This is a genomic window from Petrotoga miotherma DSM 10691, assembly GCF_002895605.1.
Classification (GTDB): domain Bacteria; phylum Thermotogota; class Thermotogae; order Petrotogales; family Petrotogaceae; genus Petrotoga; species Petrotoga miotherma.
Window position 1 is genome coordinate 37,003 of sequence record NZ_AZRM01000017.1, and the last position, 19,068, is coordinate 56,070.

Here is a 19,068-nt window from a genome sequence, read left to right on the forward strand (position 1 = left end):
CGCATTAGACATAATGTCCAATGCGAACACAATTATAACTTTTTTTCTTGAAGAAAAGGTTAAAAAAAGACTTCAACTTAATTTCGAATTCGACTTATTTTAATTCTACTTCAGCTCCTGCTTCTTCAAGTTTTTTCTTTATTTCTTCTGCTTCTTCTTTTGGGACACCTTCTTTTATCACTGCATCTGGAGTTCCAGCCTTTTCTACGAGATCCTTAGCTTCTTTTAGACCCAAAGTTGTGATTTCTCTTACCACTTTTATTACACCAATCTTTTTGTCTCCAAAACTTTTCAAAACAACATCAAAATCTGTTTTTTCTTCTTCTTGCTGTGCGGAAGAAACACCTGCTGCACCTGGTACTGCTGCCATTACGGGGGCTGCTGCAGAAACTCCAAATTCATCCTCGAGCGCTTTTACTAATTCAGCCAGTTCTCCTACGGTCATATTTTTAATTTCGTTTATAAGTTCCTCTTTTGTCATTTTCCTACACCTCCAAACTTATTTTTTCTCCTTAATAGCGTTAAACACATACACTAGTTTTCTTAAATTATCAGTTAAAGCATTTACCAAACCAGAAATAGGATTATTAAGAGACCTAACAACAGTGGCGTAAAGCTCTTGCTTCGACGGTAGCTTCGCATACTCTTCAGCTTGAGCTGAATCAAAAATCTTTCCTTCCAAAACTCCACCTTTAATAAAAGGTTTATTATTGTGAGAATCGGAAAATTTCTTCACTACTTTTAACACTTCAATGGGGTCTGATTCCTCAGCGTGTATAACCCCTGTACTACCTTCAAAAAAATTTTCAAAGTTTTCCAATTCCTTATCAGCTAATTTGACAGCCGTCTTTAATAAAGAAGTTCTATAGACGGTGTAAACTACATCCTTTCCAAAGTTTTTATACAGTTCTATTCTGAAGTCATTAGTTTCTGCCACTGACATTCCAGTAAAATCAATAAACAAAATAACAGGAGAAGAATCCAAGGCATCGATAAAGTTGTCTATTAAAGACTTTTTACGTTCTTTAGTTAACAAAAAATAACACCTCCTTAAATAAAAAAAACCGCAACGGGTAGCGGTTAAAAGGAACAAAAATTATTCCTTTTTCCGCGTACCTCGGTAGGCGAGATTCCGCCTCTTTAACCAATTAAAGACCTACTTTCTTTGGCACGCATCCTATTATTACTTACTTAAAGTACCATAACTTAGGCAACAGATGTTAAGGTTAATGTGCTCAAATCGATATTGATACCTGGTCCCATTGTAGCAACAATCACAGCTTTTCTAATAAATTTTCCCTTTGAACTTTCTGGTTTCATCTTCATTAATTGTTCAAAAGCGGCAATTAAGTTTTCTTTTAAATCACCATTATCGAAAGAAACCTTGCCGATAGGCACGTGTATGTTTCCCGTTCTGTCATTTCTAACTTCCACCTTGCCGGCTTTAAACTCTTTAACTGCTTGTGCTACGTCATCGGTTACTGTTCCTGCTTTGGGAGAAGGCATAAGACCTCGTGGACCTAATACTTTACCAAGCCTTCCTATCTTCCTCATTATATCAGGAGAGGCAATTGCTACATCAAAATCAGTCCAGCCTTCGTTGTTTATTCTATCTATTAAGTCATCCGAACCAACAAAATCAGCACCTGCTTGCTTAGCCAATTCAGCTTTTTCTCCCTCCGCAAAAACTAAAACTCTCACATTTTTACCCGTACCTTTGGGCAGGGAAATTGTACCTCTAACGTTTTGGTCTCCCTTTTTGGGATCTATTCCCAAAAGTACATGAAGTTCTACAGTACCATCAAATTTCGTGTAAGAAGTCTTTTTAACTAAATCCAACGCCTCATCGATACCGTATTTTTTTTGTTTATCAACAAGTTTCATCACTTCTTTATACTTTTTTCCATGTTTTGGCATAAACCTCTCCTCCCTTCTTAATCTTCAATTTCTATTCCCATGCTTCTTGCAGTTCCGGCAATAATCTTCGTAGCCGCATCTAAATCCTTAGCATTCAGATCTTTCATCTTCATTTCAGCAATCTCACGAAGCTGTTTCCTCTTAACTTTAGCAACAACTTCCTTGCCTGGTTCCTTGGCGGCGGATTTAAGACCGGCAGCTTTTTTTATTAAAAAAGAAGCGGGAGGAGTTTTTACTATAAACGTGAAGGACCTATCTTCAAAAACAGATATTTCTACTGGTAACAATGTTCCTGCTTGATCCGCAGTTGCAGCGTTGAACTTCTTACAAAATTCCATCAAATTCACACCATATTGCCCCAGTGCCGGTCCAACAGGTGGAGCAGGTGTCGCTTTACCAGCTTCCAATTGTAATTTCACAACCCTCAAAAGCTTTTTTGCCATAAACTTTTAACCTCCTTGTGGTAAATTGGGAAAAATCCCTCCCACATTCTCTTTATTCAATGATCTTTTCAATTTCTCCTAAAGATAATGTTACTGTAGTTTCACGTCCAAACATGGTGACTACAACTTGTACTTCTTGTTTTTCCAAATCATAATCTTTAATTTTACCTGTAAAATACTCAAAAGGGCCATTTATAATTTTTACATGCTCTCCTACTTCGAAATCGGTTCTAACTTCTTTAACTTGCCTTTTTTGGTAAGCTTCCTCACCCATTAATCTAAGAACAGCTCTAATCTCATTTTTATTCAATTTTACAGGTTTTCCGCCTATGTTTAAAATAGTAGATACATACGGTAAATTGCTAACTAATTCTTCAGTTTCTTTAGTATACATCATTTCAACAAAAACATAACCTGGAAATAAATTTTTCTTTTTTGTTTTTATGATTTTTATCTCTTTGTGAAAAGGAGTCTCTCTAATATCTATCCTTCCAGAAAACTTTGCTTTATATTCTTTAGACTCGCATAATTTATCTCCTATTCGAACGTTACTTCCTACCTTAAATTTCTCGTGGATGAAAGTTTCTCTAGGCAATAAATAGGTATCATCTTCTTTCGATTCATTTTCTATAACTACTCTTTTAATTTTTTCAACAGACACAATTTCTCCGTCAACATCACTCTTATATTCGAGATTCTTACTAAAAGGAGTCTCTGCTCGTACTTTTTTCCCCGCTTTTAACCCGGCTAATAGGCCGGCACTTTCTGGTATTAAAAACGTCTTTGAATACTTTTTCCCTTCTGTCTCAACTAAGATCTTACGGAAATTTTTTATATCTACTATCTTTCCCGAAGTTTTTGCAAATATTTCTGGTTCTCTTGCTAAAATATCTCCCTTCTTTACATCCTTACCTTTTTTAACAAATATCTGAGCTTCTTTTTCAATATAGATTCTCTGCACTCTTTTGTTACTATAATTTAATTCATCAACTTCAGGTATTATTATTTTTCCAATATACTTTTCATACCCTAAATTCTTTATTCTCTCTTCTAGAGTTTCTTTAACTTTATTTTCCATTCCAGAATAAACTTGTAGCACATACCATTCTTTTCGCATCTTATATTATTCTCACCACATCTCTGTCAACAATTTATGTACCTCAAATCAAATAATTATTGAGTAGGTACCCCGCTTCCTCTTAAGAAAACCGGGTAAACCAACCATGAAAATAGCTGTAAAAGTCCAAAATCAACAGCAAAGAGATAAACAGCAAAGATTGCTATAACAATCAGCACAACCAATGTAGAATTTAGTAACTCTTTTCTTGTAGGCCAATTAATTTTCTTCGCTTCTTGCCAAACGGAAGTTAAAAAAATCCAAAACTTAGACATTTATAAACACTCCCATATAGTTGTTAAGAATATACAATTAAATTTTTGCTTCCACATGAAGAGTATGTTTTCTACAGTGAGGACAGTATTTTTTCAGCTCAATTTTTTCTTTGTAATTTCTATTTTTCTTTTTATAGTAGTTCCTATTATTACATTCTGTGCATTTTAAAGAAAATTTTATAATTTGAGATTTAGCAGCCAATGTTATCACCTCTTTCTAAGACGAATTAAAATATAAATGGTGGTGAGGGAAGGATTCGAACCTTCGAAGGCAGTCTGCCAGCGGATTTACAGTCCGCCCCCTTTGGCCACTCGGGCACCTCACCATGATATCCGAGAAACAGTGGAGCCGATGAAGGGACTTGAACCCCCAACCTGCTGATTACAAGTCAGCCGCTCTGCCAGTTGAGCTACATCGGCAATCAGTTATTTACCAACTGAAGTTGATTATATCAAACCAAAAAAACGTTGTCAATGGATTTTAAGTTAAAAATATATTAAATTGTACTTTAATTTGATAGATGATTGTTATCAAAAAATCTAATAACAAAGAATTTATCTTTACATATTTTGTTTTTAACAATATTCATGGTACAATAATAGTGAAATGAGGATATAAAAAATAGCAAATAATAATATTTCTATAAGAGAGCGACGCGAACTTATTGGTAGTTTCTGTTGCTTATGTGCACGGCAAAGGAGGAGAGTAGACATGTTTGATAATTTTACAGAAAGAGCTGCAAAAGTTTTTATTGAGGCTCAAAATGAAGCAAAACAGATGGGACACCCCTATGTTGGAACAGAACACATTTTATTGGGACTGTTAAAAGTTGGAGGAGGCCATTTAGATACTGTATTTGAGGAATTTAATTTGTACTATAATTCTATAAAAATGGAAATAACAAATGTTGTTGGTACAAATTCTACCCAAGGAATAATAGGTTCTCCACAACCTACCCCAAGAGCAAAAAGAATATTAGAGTTGGCATACGATGAATCTGAACTCATGGGTTTTGGCAAGATAGACGCAGAACATCTTCTTTTAGGTATCTGTAGAGAAGCAGAAGGAATAGCTTCTCATATATTGAAGCGTTCCGGAATAAATCTAACTTTGATGAGAAAAGAACTAACAGATATGATGATAAAAGGGAGATCATCCGGAAAAATGGAGATTGCTAAAACCGAAGAGTCAGAAGAAAGAAAGCGCCAAAAACAAAATGCACTTAAGCAACTCGAAGAATACGGAACTGATTTAACCGCACAAGCTGAGAAACATAAATTGGATCCTATAATTGGAAGGGAAATAGAAATAAACCGCATAATGGAAATATTGGCTAGACGAAAAAAGAATAATCCTGTTTTGATAGGCGAGGCAGGCGTAGGTAAAAGCGCAATAGTTGAAGGTTTGGCACAAAGAATTGTAGAAGGCCGAGTACCAGAGATTTTAAAAAATAAAACTATTTTCTCCTTGGATATTACTTCAATAGTAGCCGGAACAAAATATCGAGGAGAATTTGAGAAACGAATGAAAAAATTGATGCAAATATTGCAAAAAACTGAAGATATTATTCTTTTTATCGATGAACTACATATGATTGTAGAAGCCGGAGCAGCAGAGGGTTCTTCCATGGACGCTGCGAATGTATTAAAACCAGCCTTAGCAAATGGAGAAATTACTGTTATAGGTTCTACCACGGCAAGTGAGTACAGGAAATTTATCGAAAAGGATCCAGCCCTCGAAAGACGTTTCCAAAAAATATATGTGACTGAACCGACTATTGAAGAGACTATAAACATCTTATCTGGTATAAAATCCAAATATGAGGAGCATCACAAAGTTAAATATCAACATTCTGCAATTCAATCAGCTGTACAACTCTCAGTAAGGTATATTACAGATAGACATCTACCAGATAAAGCGATTGATGTTATTGATGAAGCTGGGGCTAAAGCGCGTTTAAGCGCTCTAACACTTCCCAACAAATTAAAAATTCAATCTGAAAAGATAGCAGATTTTGAAAGTAAAAGAAATGATCCGGACTTTGAAGAAGAAACTGAGGAAAAGATAAAAAATATGAAAGAAAAGTACGAAGAAGAATACTCAAAATGGAGAACTGAAGCTGAAAATAAAATAATTCCAATAAACGAAGAGGATATAGCTGAAATAATATCCAATTGGACCGGTGTCCCTTTAAGACAATTACGTCTCGAAGAGATGGAGAAATTATTGAATTTAGAAGCCGTATTACATGAACGAGTGGTAGGGCAGGATGAAGCTATAAAATCAGTTGCAAAGGCTATAAGAAGGGCACGAAGTGGATTAAAAGATCCAAGAAGACCAACAGGTGTATTTATGTTTCTAGGACCAACTGGCGTTGGAAAAACCGAATTAGCAAAGACTTTAGCAGCATATCTTTTCGGAAATGAAACACATTTAGTGAGAATTGATATGAGTGAATACATGGAGAAATTTAGCGTTTCAAGGCTTGTAGGTGCCCCTCCAGGATATGTCGGTTACGATGAAGGAGGGCAGTTAACAGAAATTGTAAGAAGAAGACCGTATTCCGTAATTTTACTGGACGAAATAGAAAAGGCACATACGGATGTATATAATATTCTTTTGCAAATAATGGATGAAGGTAGATTAACAGATTCTCAAGGAAGAACGGTTGACTTCAGAAACACGATAATTGTTATGACCTCTAATCTTGGTTCTGAACAGATTAATAAAACTAAGAGAAGTTTAGGTTTTGTAGAAGAAGACACGGTAGAAAGTGAATATAAAGATATCAAACAGCAGGTAATGTCTGCAGTGAAGAAAGCATTCAAACCCGAATTCATAAACAGATTAGACGATGTTATCGTATTTCACCCGCTTACTAAAAATCAACTCAAAAATATTATATCCATTCAACTAAGCGACCTAAAAAGCCGATTGGAAGAAAGAAATCTTACATTATCCGTTAAAGAAAGCGCTATTGATTTCTTACTGGAAAAGGGATATGATTCTGTTTTTGGAGCAAGACCATTGAAAAGAGCTATACAAAGATATATTGAAGATCCTTTGTCCGAAGAGTTATTAAAAGGAAAATATGAAGAAGGAGATAAAATACTTGTAACTCACAAAAAATCTAAAGATAATCTTTCTTTCAGAAGAAGTCCGAAGAGCAAGAAACAAATGGAAAAGAAAGTGGTTAATAGTTGAGAAAATCTGAAAAACATTATGTATGTAGTAATTGTGGTTATGAATCGGATAAATGGTTCGCAAAATGTCCTATTTGTAACGAATTAGAGTCCGCGGTAGAATACAATACCGCGGATGTTACTATTAATACTGGAAACCTTAAAGTTCCAGATATAGTCTTTCTTGATCAAGAGCTTCCTCCAGCAAAAAAGATCCCTACTAATTTTCAAGAAATTGATAATGTGTTAAACGGTGGGTTGGTGGAAGGTGCGGTCTATTTGCTGAGTGGAGATCCAGGTATTGGAAAAAGCACATTATTGGCACAAATCGCAAAGTCTATTCAGATACCTCAAGGATTTATATTCTACGTTTCCGGCGAAGAATCGACAGAACAAGTCGTTCAAAGATTTAAACGGCTAGAAATAAGAAATAAAAATATAGGATTAATATTCGAAAATAATGTGGATGTTATACTTAATGCTATAGAAAAGTCTAATATAACCCCTTCTGTTATTTTCATAGATTCTGTTCAAACTTTAAAAATAGACAGTATTGATTCCTCACCTGGTAGTATTCTCCAAGTAAGGGAAAGTACTAGAAAGATGGTAGAATACGCTAAAAAAAAGAATATCCCTATAGTTCTGGTAGGTCATGTAAACAAAGAAGGAGCTATCGCTGGCCCAAAGGTGTTAGAACACATGGTGGATTGTGTTCTTCAAATGGAATTGGAAGGTGGATCTGGACTAAGGCTTTTAAAAGTGGCTAAAAATCGGTACGGCCCTACAGATGAAGTTGTTTTATTTGAAATAACCCAAAAAGGTTTAAAACCAATAGATAACATAAATTCTTTTTTCTTATCTGATTATTCAAATGAGTCGGGAAACACTTTAACTATAGTAAAAGTTGGTCAAAAATTGCTTCCCATAGAGATACAAGCTTTAGTCAGCAACCCTGTGTATGGGTCCCCTAGAAGGGTTACTTCGGGTATACCTTTAGATAGACTTTTAATGATAATTGCAGTACTTTCCAAAAAGTTGAAGCTCCCATTGGAAAGTAAAGATATATTTGTCAGCAGCGCAGGAGGGCTAAGAATCAGTGACAGTTCAATGGATGTTGCCATAGCTTTATCTTTAATCTCCTCGACATTTGATACACCCCTTTCTTTTTCGACGATAGCCTTTGGAGAAATAGGTTTAGATGGAAGAATAAGGGGTATTCCTCTTTTAGAAAAAAGGTTGGAGCTTTCACAGAAAATTGGTTTTAACAATATAGTTATTCCAAAGAATCTTTCCCCTAAAAAAAACTCTATTGTAGTTGCAGAAAGTGTAAAAGATTTGATAAAATTATTTAAAAAAGGGGGATAAAATTTTGAATGAAAAATTAGAAAGAATTTTTGATTTGTTGGCTCCAGGAAAGCCTATTAGAAAAGGTATAGACAGGATAATGGAAGCAAACTTGGGGGCATTATTGTTTTTTTGTTCACAACCTGAAAAGCATCTTAAAGAAGGACTAATACAGTTGGGTTTTAGACTCGATTCGGATTTTTTGCCTGAAAAAATTTATGAACTCTCAAAAATGGATGGAGCTATTGTCTTAAATAGCGATGGAACTCAAATTCTTGCAGCAAACACACAGCTTAACCCTGATAAAAGCATTCCCAGTTCAGAAACCGGCATGAGACACAAAACCGCAGAAAAAGTGTCTATTCAAACGGGAGATTTAACCGTTGCGGTTTCTAAAAGAAGGAATATTGTTTCAGTGTATTATAATAAAATGAAATATGAGCTCCTACCCGAAAATGTTTTGTTTGCTAGATTAAATCAAGAAATTACCATTGCACAAAGATACAGACAGAGCTTTATGAACCTTTTAGACTATCTAAATATCGAAGAGACAAGGGAAAATGTAAGCCTATCTGATGTTGTGGAGATACTCTCCAAAGGTTTACTAACAATAAAAATTGTACAAAGAGCCGAAAAATACTTATTAGAATTGGGAGAAATTGCTGGAAGCGCAAAATTAGAATATGAAGAAATCTTAAGAACAATCCCTAAGTATGTGGGCGCTGTTATAATGGATTACAGCTCAGAAAATTTAAAGTATCAAAGACCCGAAGATGCCACAAGCATATTCAAAGAATTAGACTTTAACGATTTAGTCGATCCCTTCAAAATAGCAAAAACTCTGGGTTATATTGATGTTTCATCTGAAGATGATCTGGAGGAAACAACTTTAACATCACGAGGTTATAGAATCCTTTATTCTACCAGGTTACCAACTACTGCGGTAAAAAAAGTTGTGGAAAGTTTTACAAACCTTCAAGAATTAATGAACGCCACATTCGAAGAATTAACAAATGTAAGCGGAATAGGTAAAAGAAGGGCGGAAATAATCTTGGGGGCGTTGAACAAAAAGAAAAGGGAAAAAGAAGAATTAGAACAGGAACCTCCTCAAATAATTAATAAAGAAAAAGAGGAAGATACTAGTTATCGCGTTTGAAGTTAATATTATAAAAAATAATATAGTTTTTAGAGGTGAAGGAATATAACCATTCTTGCAAGAAACAAAAAAGCTACTCACGATTATGAAATAATAGAAACCTTCGAGGCAGGGATTTCTTTGATGGGTACAGAAGTGAAATCCAGCAAAGCAGGAAAAATTAATTTCAAAGATAGTTTCTGTAAAATAGAAAACGGAGAATTAATTTTATACAATATTCACATTAGCCCTTATTCAGGGGCATCCATATTCAATCACGATCCAGAAAGGCCGAGGAAACTTTTACTTCATAAAAAAGAAATAAGGCGTTTGCGATCTAAAGTTAAACAGGAAGGTTTGACGATAATTCCCCTCGAATTCTATGTTAACAATAAAGGACTGATAAAGGTTAAAATTGCTTTGGCTAAAGGATTAAAAAAATACGATAAGCGCGAAAAGATTGCAGAAAAAGAGTATGAAAGGAGAATTAGAAAACAACAAAAATATGAAAATATCTGAAAAAGTCTCATCAGCAATATCAATTAATGGTTTAACAAAAAGATTTGGGAAAACGGTTGCGGTTGATAATGTTGATTTAGAAATTAATGAAGGAGAGATTTTTGGACTTATAGGCCCCAATGGTGCAGGCAAATCTACCATTATGAAGACTATTTCCACTCTTTTAACTCCTTCACAAGGAAAGGTGGAAATACTCGGAAAAGATCTTTCCAAAAACAAACCAAGCCTTAGAAAGGTGATCTCTTTAGTCTCTGATTATTCTGTATTGGAAAACGATTTAACCCCCTATGAAAATTTGAAATTGTTTTCTTTAGCTTCAAATATCGAAAATAGTGATAAAAAAATTAACGAATTTTTGTATAGTTTTGGATTGGAAAAATATAAAAACAAATTAACAAAAAACCTCTCTTCTGGTAATAAACAGAAGCTGAATATAGCTAGGGCATTATTAAAATCCCCAAAAATACTTTTGTTGGACGAACCAACGAATGCCATAGATGTTGAATCCTCCAGGTTTATAAGACGTTATATATTAAACGAAAACATCAAAAATGGAACAACAATAGTGATAACATCCCATTATCTATGGGAAGTTGAACAATTAGCTACAAGTGTGGGGATAATCATAGATGGAAAAATTGTTATTAAAGACAATATAGAAAATATTTACAAAAGATTCGATTCTATAATTAATATTTACGAATTAACTTTTGATGAAAAAGACCATGAAAAAATATTAACCTATTTAAAAGATCTCTCAGATGTTTTGGCAATAAAACCCGTATCCAAAGAAAAATTAATAATTGATTCAAAAGATAATTCATTTACAATGGATAATTTTAACGTCTCGATAAGAAAATTACGTCCAACTTTGGAAGACATATATTCTTATATAATATCCACCCCAAATCAACCATAGGAATCAAATACTTAAGGTGATAAGTTTGCTATTAAGACTCGAAAATGTATCACATAATTTCGGTGAATTTTACCTTTTTTACGATGTCGACTTGGTTATAAATCAAAACGATAGGATCGCTTTAATAGGTAAAAATGGAGCCGGAAAAACTACTTTATTGAATATTATTTCAGGAAATTTTGAGCCTATCGAAGGACGAGTGCTCAAGAAAAATGATTTAAATATATCTCTTTTAAAGCAATATAGATTAGATTTAAATAAAATAGATCCTACTTTGTATGACTTTCTAAAAGAAAGCGTCTCAAAAAATACACCTGAACATATGGTCGATAAGAACGTTAGGAGTTTGCTAGTAGGACTTGGTTTTGAAGAAGGCCAATGGGATAGAAATGTTTCTAGTTTAAGTGGTGGTGAATTAACTAGATTATCCCTCGGAAAGACACTTTCTGAAAAAAATGATTTATTACTTCTTGACGAACCTACTAATCACCTGGATCTCTACTCTATTGATTGGTTAATCGACTATCTCAAAAATTACAAAGGTGCGATGGTTATAGTATCCCATGACAGGACATTCTTAAAACAGTTATGTAACAAATATTGGGAAATAAACAATTCAAAGATATGGGAATTCAAAGGAACTTACAAAGAATACATCCAATCACGTGAAATTTATATAAATTCAGTAAATTCAAGAAAACAGAACTTACAAAAAGAGATCGAAAGACTCGAAAGAATGATAGAGCGTTACAGAAGTTGGGGAACAGAAAAAATGGTCAGACAAGCAGTAATCCGCGAAAGAAAATTAGAAGAGTTGAAAAATGAACTCCAAGAGATTCAAAACATCGAAGAAGAAAAAGGTATAGATGTAAAAATCCCACAACCCACAAAAACTGGTTACAAGGTTGTAGAAGTTAAAGATCTTTCTTTTTCCTACAACGAAGAACAACAATTATTAAAAAACATCTCTTTTGAACTCTACGAAGAAGAAAAATTAGCCATCTTAGGAAAAAATGGGTGCGGAAAGAGCACTTTACTAAAATTATTGATAGATGAATTAGAAAATCATGAAGGGAGCATTGAATGGGGATACAATATCAAAATCGGATATTTAGATCAAGTTATATCTAATCTCTCTCAAGAATCTGACGTCCTAAATGAAACGTGGGAATTGGTAAAGGATTGGAAAGATTTCGAAGTAAGAAAGTATCTCGGGAGATTTGGATTCTATTCTAGCGAAGTGTTCAAAAAAGTAAGTGAACTCTCTGGTGGAGAACTCACAAGGTTGGCAATAGCTAAAATTTTACTTGAGAAGCCAAACGTTTTGATATTGGATGAACCTACCAACCATTTAGATATCCTAACAATTGAAAGTTTGGAGCAAGCACTTAAAGAGTACTCAGGAGCCATCATATTTGTCTCACATGATCAATCTTTTATTGAGAATATCGCCAACAAATTTCTTTTGATAGACAACGGAAAATCCAAAATATCTGAAAATATTCAACCTCTTTTAGAAGAAATAAAAAATAACTCTTTTAAAATAAAAAAAGAAAAAAAAGTAAACAAAGAATACAGACAAAATAAAAGAGTTAAAAACAGAATAAAAACTTTAAATAAGGAAATATCACGAATCAGGGCAGAATCGGAATTGCTATTTGAAAATTTAGATTCAGTTGAAGCTAAACTTTTTGAATATGGGGACGATTATACTAAGGTGTTAGAATTAATTGAAGAAAAAAACAAATTAGAAAAAGAACTTACAAAATTGCAAAAATTGGAAAGTAAATATGTAGAAGAATTAAATCACCATACTAAAATCTCAAACAATAATTACGGAGGTTAATCATGAAAGGCATATATTCAGATCAAACCAACTCCTATCTTTATCCAGAAGAACCAAGTATAGATGACCATGTCACGATTAAGCTAAGAATCCCAAAATACCTAGGTAAAAGCATCGGAAGTGTTATCTTTACTCCTCAAAAAAATTCAAAAAATTATCAACATAAACCAATGCAACTCTCAAAAGAAACTACTTACTTTTATTTTTTTGAAAGTACTTTCAAAATGCCAGATAGAATTGTTAGGTACCATTTCGAAATAGATTTAATAGAAAAGGGCAAAAAAATGTTCTATGACGCTATGGGTATTGTAGAAAATCGTGCTATTCATGACTTTGTACTCGTCGCAGATTTTAAAACTCCAAAATGGTCCCATGGTTCTATATATTATCAAATATTTGTTGATCGATTCAAAAACGGAGATGAAACAAATGATCCAGTATCCCATGAGTATCAATATGATGGTCAAGAAGTTTTAAAAAAAGATTGGAACTCACTGCCAGATCCTAAAAATGGTCATAGAGAGTTTTATGGCGGAGATTTACAAGGAGTTTTAGAAAAGATTGATTACTTAAAAGATTTAGGAGTGGAAACGATTTACCTAAACCCTATCTTTGTTTCTCCAAGTCCACACAAATATGATACTCAAGATTACGAACATGTAGACCCTCATTTTGGGGTTATAGAGGAAGATTCTGAAGATCTGAACGAAAAGTACAAAGTCAGAACTACATCTATAAAGAATCTTGAAAAAAGCGACGAAATTTTAAGGCTTTTGATTCAACAAGCTCATGAAAAAGATATAAAAGTTATTTTAGATGGTGTTTTCAACCATTGTGGCTCTTTTCATAAATGGATAGACGAAATAGATTTATATGGTGAAGGTAGTCTACATAACGAAGATTCTCCCTACAAAAGTTATTTTTATTGGAACAACACCCAAAAAAGTTATGAGGGTTGGTGGGGCTTTCATACCTTACCAAAATTGAATTACGGAAATATCAGTTTATGGAAATACATAGCAGATATTGGAAAAAAATGGGTAAGCGAACCTTTCAATGCAGATGGATGGAGACTCGATGTTGCAGACGATTTAGGTAAATCCTTTGAAATGAACACAGCTTTTTGGAGATTCTTCTACAAAGTTGTAAAAAAGGCAAACCCTGAATCTATAATATTTGCAGAAATTTATAAATCACCTCTTGCTTGGTTAGAAAGAAAATGCTGGGATTCCATAATGAATTATATAACCTGCATGGATCCTGTTAGTTATTTTCTTACAGGCAATGAAAAACACAACGAGCATCATAAACCTGAGCTCTTAAAAAATGCTGAATATTTCGTTAATTCAGTCAGATGGGCCTTATCTCAATTACCTATGAATAGTAAATTTATTGCTTTAAACCAACTGAGCAATCATGATCATTCTAGATGGATGACAAGAACCACACGAAAAGTTGGGAGATTGGGACCAAAAACTCATGAAGAAGCTTCCCTTGGAAAGGATTTAGATGTTTTCAAAATAGGATTAGTCACAATGTTTACTCTTCCAGGATCACCAGGATTATTCTACGGTGATGAAATAGGTTTGGAAGGTTGGACAGACCCCGATAATAGGAGACCTTACCCTTGGGGAAAAGAAAGTGAAGAAAATAAAATGTTGTTTAATTCCACAAAAGAATTAATTAAAATGTACAAAGAGCATCCAGCATTGAGAAAAGGTTCTTTTGATTTTCTTGATTGGAATGGAGGATACGTATCTTACGCTTCATGGAATGAAAGTGAAAGTATAATCACCGTTATAAATAGGGAGGAAAAAGAAATTAGTATTGAACTGCCATTATGGCTACTCGATAAAAAAGAAGGCGAACTAAACCTTTTATTCTCTACAAAAGATTTCAATTTAGGCGATAATTCTTATACTGATGGCAAAAAATCTCTGAAAATTCCAGAGAAAATTGCTTTTGTATTTAAAATTAATTGATTCTCCTTGCTTGCATATATGGCTTTTTTAATGTTCTGTTATCTCACCCTTTAAAATATTAATTCCGTGTGGGATAAGATCTTTAATGGCTTCAAAACATTCTTTAACCGCTTTAGTGCTACCTGGAAAATTGATAATTAGAGTAAATTTTCTAATGCCACAAACTCCTCTAGAAAGATATGCCATTGGGGTATTCTCCGCTGTGGCATATCTGATTTTTTCCGGAATTCCCGGAACCTCTTTTTCGATAATGTTTTTCGTAGCCTCTGGCGTAACGTCTCTTGGAGCAAAACCTGTTCCTCCTGTTGTGAGTATTAAGTCTGCAATATTATTGTCGGATACTTCTTTTAATTTTTGTTCTATTTCTTCTTTTTCATCTGGAATTATTAGGTAAAGAGTTTTAATCCAACCTTCCTTTTCAATCATCTTAATTAGTAATTCACCACTTTTGTCTTGTCTTAAACCCTTTGATCCTTTATCACTTATTGTTATTATTGCTACTTTAATCATTACTTCCCCTCCTACTCTGAAACAATTGTTAATTTATCACCCGGAATCACGATGCCTCCTTCTAAAACTTTGGCGAAGATCCCCTCTGTCAGCATTATATTATCAGGATTGAATTCTCCTGCTTTCCCTATTTCGGTAATTTCGAGTAATACACTTTCACCTATTCTAAATTTGGTTCCTACAGGGTATTTGTATAACTCTATCCCTTCTATGGTTATATTCTGTGCGAAGTTGCAATATTTATCTTTTAAATTTAAATTCTTTTCTTTTACTATCTTTTCAAGACTTTCTACGCCCAACAGACTGACTTGCCTATGACTTCTTCCTGCATGATAGTCACCCTCTACACCATAGTTAGTTATAATGTTTATTTTATCTTGTTCTTTTTTGAGCATTCCTCTTTTCTCACATTTACAAACTTTGACAACTTTACCTTCTTTACTCACCGTTTTCTCTAACATAAGTTCCACTTTTACCTCCAGTCTTTTTGAGTAATTTTATATTTTTAATCACCATATCTTTATCTACAGCCTTACACATATCGTACACAGTTAAAGCCGCTATTGAAACACCAGTAAATGCTTCCATTTCAACCCCCGTTTTGCCTGTTGTTCTCACCGTTGCGTAGATACCTAAAGTTGTAGCATTTTCAAATTCAAATTTTATATCTATGCCGGTTATCAACAAAGGGTGACACATTGGGATTAACTCAGCTGTTTTCTTGACACCCATAATTCCAGCCACTCTTGCAGTTTCTAAAACAGCTCCTTTTTCTATCTGACCATTCTTTATCCTTTCAAGGGTTGAGTCTTTTAGCTTTATTTGTCCATAGGCTATAGCTTCTCTTTTGGTTTCGCCTTTATCTGTAACGTCAACCATCTTTGCCCTACCTTTTTCGTCTATATGAGTAAATTCTTTCATACCTATCCTCCAATTTGAGACATATTTTTCTTTGGGAAGAAATTATTTTTGTAAAAGTTGTGACTGATGGGTTTAAAAAGAAGAGCTTTTTCAAACTTTTCTCTCACACCTTCTGTAGAAATCTTCCCATCTTCATCGCGCATATTTACTTCAACATCGCTGGCAAGACAAGGCCTCAAAAATCCATCAGCGGTTAATCTCATCCGATTACATGTTGAACAAAAGTTATGACTAATAGCGGTGATAAACCCTACAGTTCCCCTTGCCCCAGGGACTTTGAAATCCTTTGAAGGGCCATTATTTTTTATATCTACAGGGACCATACCCATCTTATTGATAATTTTTTCCTTGAATTCGTTTAGAGATACATAATAATTACCAGAAAGAAGGCTTGTTTCACCCATAGGCATATATTCAATAAATCTCACGTGTAGATCTTTATCCTTTGTGAGTTCGACAAAACTTTCCAATTCACTATCGTTTAAACCCTTCATCACAACTGTATTAATCTTTACTGGACTTAAGCCAACTTCAAGTGCTGCTTTAATCCCTTCAATTGCTTGTGAAAACTCGCCCCTTCGAGTAATTGTTTTATAGGTATCGGGATTTAAAGAATCAAGACTTATGTTAACCCTAGACAAACCTGCCCTTTTCAAAGCAAAAGCATATTTTGGTAGAAGAACACCATTGGTTGTCATAGTAATATCTTCAAGTGCAGAAATTTTCCTTAACTCCTTGATTAAATCTACTACGCCTTGTCGAACAAGAGGCTCACCACCTGTGATACGAACTTTTTTTATACCAAGTTCAGTACCTACTTCAACAATTTTGATTATTTCTTCATATCGTAGAATACTGCTATGGGGCTTGAAAGTTACACCTTGAGGTGGCATACAATAAATACAACGTAGATTACATCTATCTGTTATCGATATTCTAAGATAATCGATACTTCTTCCATATTTATCAATCATTATAATTAAACTCTCCTTTTATGACATTACTTCTCCTGTATTATCTGTCCTATAACCACCTAATGCAATTACTTGATTTTTAAACTTTTCAGAACTAATCACCTCTATAATTTTTTTCATCCTTGTATCTTGTAGAAAGTCAGTTGGAATTATAAAATCATATCTTTCTTCTAAAAGAGGTATAAAATCCAAATCCATAGCATCGGCAGCTGCCTTTATCCCTAATCCTACATCTGCGGATTTATTTGCAACGGCTGCTGCAACAGCAGTGTGGGTGAATTCTTCTCTCTCGTATCCCCTAATTGATTTTGAAGGTATCCCCTTTTTGTTCAACCAATAGTCTAGTAATACACGCGTACCTGAACCTTTCTGTCTATTGATGAAGTTAATATCTGGACGGCTTAAATCCTCTATCTTTTCCAATCCCAAAGGGTTACCTTTTGGTACAATTAAACCCTGTTGTCTCCAAATTAAATTAACCATTGTTACTTTTTTATCACTTAAAATCTCTTTAACGTAAGTTTTATTGTACGTTCCACTTTGTGGATCCAAAAGGTGGGCCCCTGCCAAATGACACTCACCTCTTTTGAGCGACATCAACCCTCCCATACTCCCCACAGATTGAATGTTAAAGTCAAATCCAAGTTTTTGAGATTTTATTTCATTAACCAATATGTCTAATGAATAATCATGGCTTCCAATGAACAACACGTTTTTTGAAATGGAGGAGATGGGTTTCAAAATATATATTTTCACCTTTTCTCTGATACCTATTCCTTCAGATTTTTCTGGGACAGGCATAATACCATCTGCATTCACCAGTGACTCCATGGCAGCCGATCCCCTTTTTCTAGGAACAGCTACGTATTCTCCTTCAATAAAAGCTAAATTAACCCTTAAAAATTCTTCCAACCCAACTTGTGAAGGAACTTTTCTACGAACAACCGCATTTATATATGGCATTTCTGGAACGCCCAAACTTTGCATCTGATACACAAGTGTCCGTACAAAAATATAATAATTCAGCAACGCAGAGAGGGGATAACCAGGTATACCAATTACCGGCTTGCCTTTTATAATACCTAGAATAACAGGTTTACCTGGCATTATATTAATGCCATGCACAATTACTCTTCCCACCTCATTTAAAATTTTCTCAGTATAATCTTCCCTACCGGCAGAAGAACCAGCTATAATGACCAAAATATCGTTTTTCTCTACCTCGTCCAACACTTTTTTCTTGAGATCTTCATATTTGTCAGGGAGGATCTCTGTGATTGAAACTTTTGCTCCCCATTGTTCGCCATAAAGCTTCATTATAGTCGAATTGAAATCAACAAGTTGGCCTTTTTCTGGTTCCTGATTGGGAGGGATAATTTCATCACCCGTTGGAATGATCCCTATCAAAGGCTTTTTTTTGACATTAATTTCTTTCACACCTGCTTCTAATAAAGCTCCCACATCATAAGGCCGTATCATATGATTTACCGGGAACATTAATTGCCCTTTCATCACACTTTCTCCAATAGCTCTAATATTTTGCCATGGTGTAGCGCTTTTTTCTATTATGTAAAAATCGCCTTCATCATTTATTTCTTCTATCTTTATAACCGCATTAAATCCTTCTGGAATCGGATCTCCAGTATCAACTATAACCGCATCTAACCCTTTTTTCAACATTAATGGATTCGTTTTACTGGCTCCATATGTATTTGAAGCTTTAACCGCTATACCATCCATTGCGGAAGCATAATAATGTGGCCCAAACCTTTTTGCATATATAGCTTCTCCTGTAACTCTACCGCTAGAATTTTCAACTTTAATATTCTCTGTTTCAACAAAATAATCTTTGAAAATCTTAAAATATTCTTCTTTAGCGTTTTCTAAAGAGACTTTTTCTAAATATATTTTACTCATTTATCCACCTTCTTGAATTCAATTTACTACCTTGAAAAGCTCTTATATAGCGCCCCTTCGCCCCGC

General features: G+C 34.3%; 19 protein-coding genes, 2 tRNA genes and 1 other annotated feature. Of the genes, 7 read left to right on the top strand and 14 right to left on the bottom strand.

Annotated elements, in window-relative coordinates; translation table 11 throughout:
• Positions 1 to 94 precede the first annotated feature (94 nt).
• The 9 genes from rplL to X928_RS03800 all read right to left on the bottom strand — a co-directional run bounded on the left by rplL (position 95) and on the right by X928_RS03800 (position 4,172).
• Positions 95 to 481, bottom strand: coding sequence for a 50S ribosomal protein L7/L12 (gene rplL / locus X928_RS03760; RefSeq protein ID WP_103078559.1), 387 nt, complete (start codon positions 479 to 481; stop codon positions 95 to 97).
• 18 nt (positions 482 to 499) lie between these two features.
• Positions 500 to 1,036, bottom strand: coding sequence for a 50S ribosomal protein L10 (gene rplJ / locus X928_RS03765; protein ID WP_103078560.1), 537 nt, complete (start codon positions 1,034 to 1,036; stop codon positions 500 to 502).
• A gap of 12 nt (positions 1,037 to 1,048) precedes the next feature.
• Positions 1,049 to 1,187: a sequence feature (ribosomal protein L10 leader region), on the bottom strand.
• Between the two features lie 19 nt (positions 1,188 to 1,206).
• Positions 1,207 to 1,917, bottom strand: a complete 711-nt coding sequence (gene rplA, locus X928_RS03770) for a 50S ribosomal protein L1 (protein ID WP_103078561.1) — start codon at positions 1,915 to 1,917, stop codon at positions 1,207 to 1,209.
• A gap of 17 nt (positions 1,918 to 1,934) precedes the next feature.
• On the bottom strand, positions 1,935 to 2,360 hold the full coding sequence (gene rplK, locus X928_RS03775; protein WP_103078562.1) for a 50S ribosomal protein L11: 426 nt from the start codon (positions 2,358 to 2,360) through the stop codon (positions 1,935 to 1,937).
• 52 nt (positions 2,361 to 2,412) lie between these two features.
• On the bottom strand, positions 2,413 to 3,477 hold the full coding sequence (locus X928_RS03780; RefSeq protein WP_103078563.1) for a transcription termination/antitermination NusG family protein: 1,065 nt from the start codon (positions 3,475 to 3,477) through the stop codon (positions 2,413 to 2,415).
• A gap of 56 nt (positions 3,478 to 3,533) precedes the next feature.
• A complete protein-coding gene (secE, locus tag X928_RS03785) occupies positions 3,534 to 3,752 on the bottom strand; it encodes a preprotein translocase subunit SecE (protein WP_012208210.1) in 219 nt (72 codons plus the stop codon).
• Between the two features lie 37 nt (positions 3,753 to 3,789).
• Positions 3,790 to 3,954 (bottom strand): 50S ribosomal protein L33, encoded by a 165-nt coding sequence (rpmG, locus tag X928_RS03790; protein ID WP_103078564.1) that lies wholly within the window; start codon positions 3,952 to 3,954, stop codon positions 3,790 to 3,792.
• A gap of 37 nt (positions 3,955 to 3,991) precedes the next feature.
• Positions 3,992 to 4,078: transfer RNA gene (locus X928_RS03795), tRNA-Tyr, on the bottom strand.
• Positions 4,079 to 4,096: 18 nt separating this feature from the next.
• Positions 4,097 to 4,172 (bottom strand) — tRNA-Thr (locus X928_RS03800).
• Positions 4,173 to 4,464: 292 nt separating this feature from the next.
• Between X928_RS03800 and X928_RS03805 the strand changes: the two genes are divergently transcribed.
• From X928_RS03805 to X928_RS03835, 7 genes are read left to right on the top strand one after another with little or no spacing between them, the layout of a single operon-like run.
• On the top strand, positions 4,465 to 6,957 hold the full coding sequence (locus X928_RS03805; RefSeq protein WP_103078565.1) for an ATP-dependent Clp protease ATP-binding subunit: 2,493 nt from the start codon (positions 4,465 to 4,467) through the stop codon (positions 6,955 to 6,957).
• A complete protein-coding gene (gene radA / locus X928_RS03810; protein WP_103078566.1) occupies positions 6,954 to 8,300 on the top strand; it encodes a DNA repair protein RadA in 1,347 nt (448 codons plus the stop codon). The genes X928_RS03805 and radA overlap by 4 nt, the downstream gene beginning before the upstream one ends.
• A gap of 4 nt (positions 8,301 to 8,304) precedes the next feature.
• Complete coding sequence (disA, locus tag X928_RS03815; RefSeq protein ID WP_103078567.1) at positions 8,305 to 9,435, top strand: DNA integrity scanning diadenylate cyclase DisA; 1,131 nt, start codon at positions 8,305 to 8,307, stop codon at positions 9,433 to 9,435.
• A 45-nt stretch (positions 9,436 to 9,480) separates the two neighbouring features.
• Entirely contained in the window at positions 9,481 to 9,933 is a 453-nt protein-coding gene (gene smpB, locus X928_RS03820) for an SsrA-binding protein SmpB (protein ID WP_103078568.1), read from the top strand.
• Positions 9,890 to 10,852, top strand: a complete 963-nt coding sequence (locus X928_RS03825) for an ABC transporter ATP-binding protein (RefSeq protein ID WP_245857163.1) — start codon at positions 9,890 to 9,892, stop codon at positions 10,850 to 10,852. Before smpB ends, X928_RS03825 begins: the two co-directional genes overlap by 44 nt.
• A gap of 16 nt (positions 10,853 to 10,868) precedes the next feature.
• A complete protein-coding gene (gene abc-f / locus X928_RS03830; RefSeq protein ID WP_245857164.1) occupies positions 10,869 to 12,698 on the top strand; it encodes a ribosomal protection-like ABC-F family protein in 1,830 nt (609 codons plus the stop codon).
• A gap of 2 nt (positions 12,699 to 12,700) precedes the next feature.
• The gene (locus X928_RS03835; RefSeq protein WP_103078570.1) at positions 12,701 to 14,680 is read left to right on the top strand and encodes a glycoside hydrolase family 13 protein; all 1,980 of its coding nucleotides are present in this window, start codon (positions 12,701 to 12,703) and stop codon (positions 14,678 to 14,680) included.
• 27 nt (positions 14,681 to 14,707) lie between these two features.
• Here X928_RS03835 and X928_RS03840 read toward each other — a convergent pair whose 3' ends face one another.
• From X928_RS03840 to X928_RS03860, 5 genes are read right to left on the bottom strand one after another with little or no spacing between them, the layout of a single operon-like run.
• Positions 14,708 to 15,190, bottom strand: a complete 483-nt coding sequence (locus X928_RS03840) for a MogA/MoaB family molybdenum cofactor biosynthesis protein (protein WP_103078571.1) — start codon at positions 15,188 to 15,190, stop codon at positions 14,708 to 14,710.
• A gap of 11 nt (positions 15,191 to 15,201) precedes the next feature.
• On the bottom strand, positions 15,202 to 15,651 hold the full coding sequence (locus tag X928_RS03845) for an MOSC domain-containing protein (protein WP_103078572.1): 450 nt from the start codon (positions 15,649 to 15,651) through the stop codon (positions 15,202 to 15,204).
• Positions 15,629 to 16,111, bottom strand: a complete 483-nt coding sequence (gene moaC, locus X928_RS03850; RefSeq protein WP_103078573.1) for a cyclic pyranopterin monophosphate synthase MoaC — start codon at positions 16,109 to 16,111, stop codon at positions 15,629 to 15,631. The genes X928_RS03845 and moaC overlap by 23 nt, the downstream gene beginning before the upstream one ends.
• A 2-nt stretch (positions 16,112 to 16,113) precedes the next feature.
• Positions 16,114 to 17,085 carry a GTP 3',8-cyclase MoaA gene (gene moaA / locus X928_RS03855; RefSeq protein ID WP_103078574.1) on the bottom strand — a complete coding sequence of 324 codons (972 nt, stop codon included), beginning with the start codon at positions 17,083 to 17,085 and terminating at the stop codon, positions 16,114 to 16,116.
• Positions 17,086 to 17,103: 18 nt separating this feature from the next.
• Positions 17,104 to 19,002, bottom strand: a complete 1,899-nt coding sequence (locus X928_RS03860) for a molybdopterin biosynthesis protein (protein WP_103078575.1) — start codon at positions 19,000 to 19,002, stop codon at positions 17,104 to 17,106.
• Positions 19,003 to 19,068 lie beyond the last annotated feature (66 nt).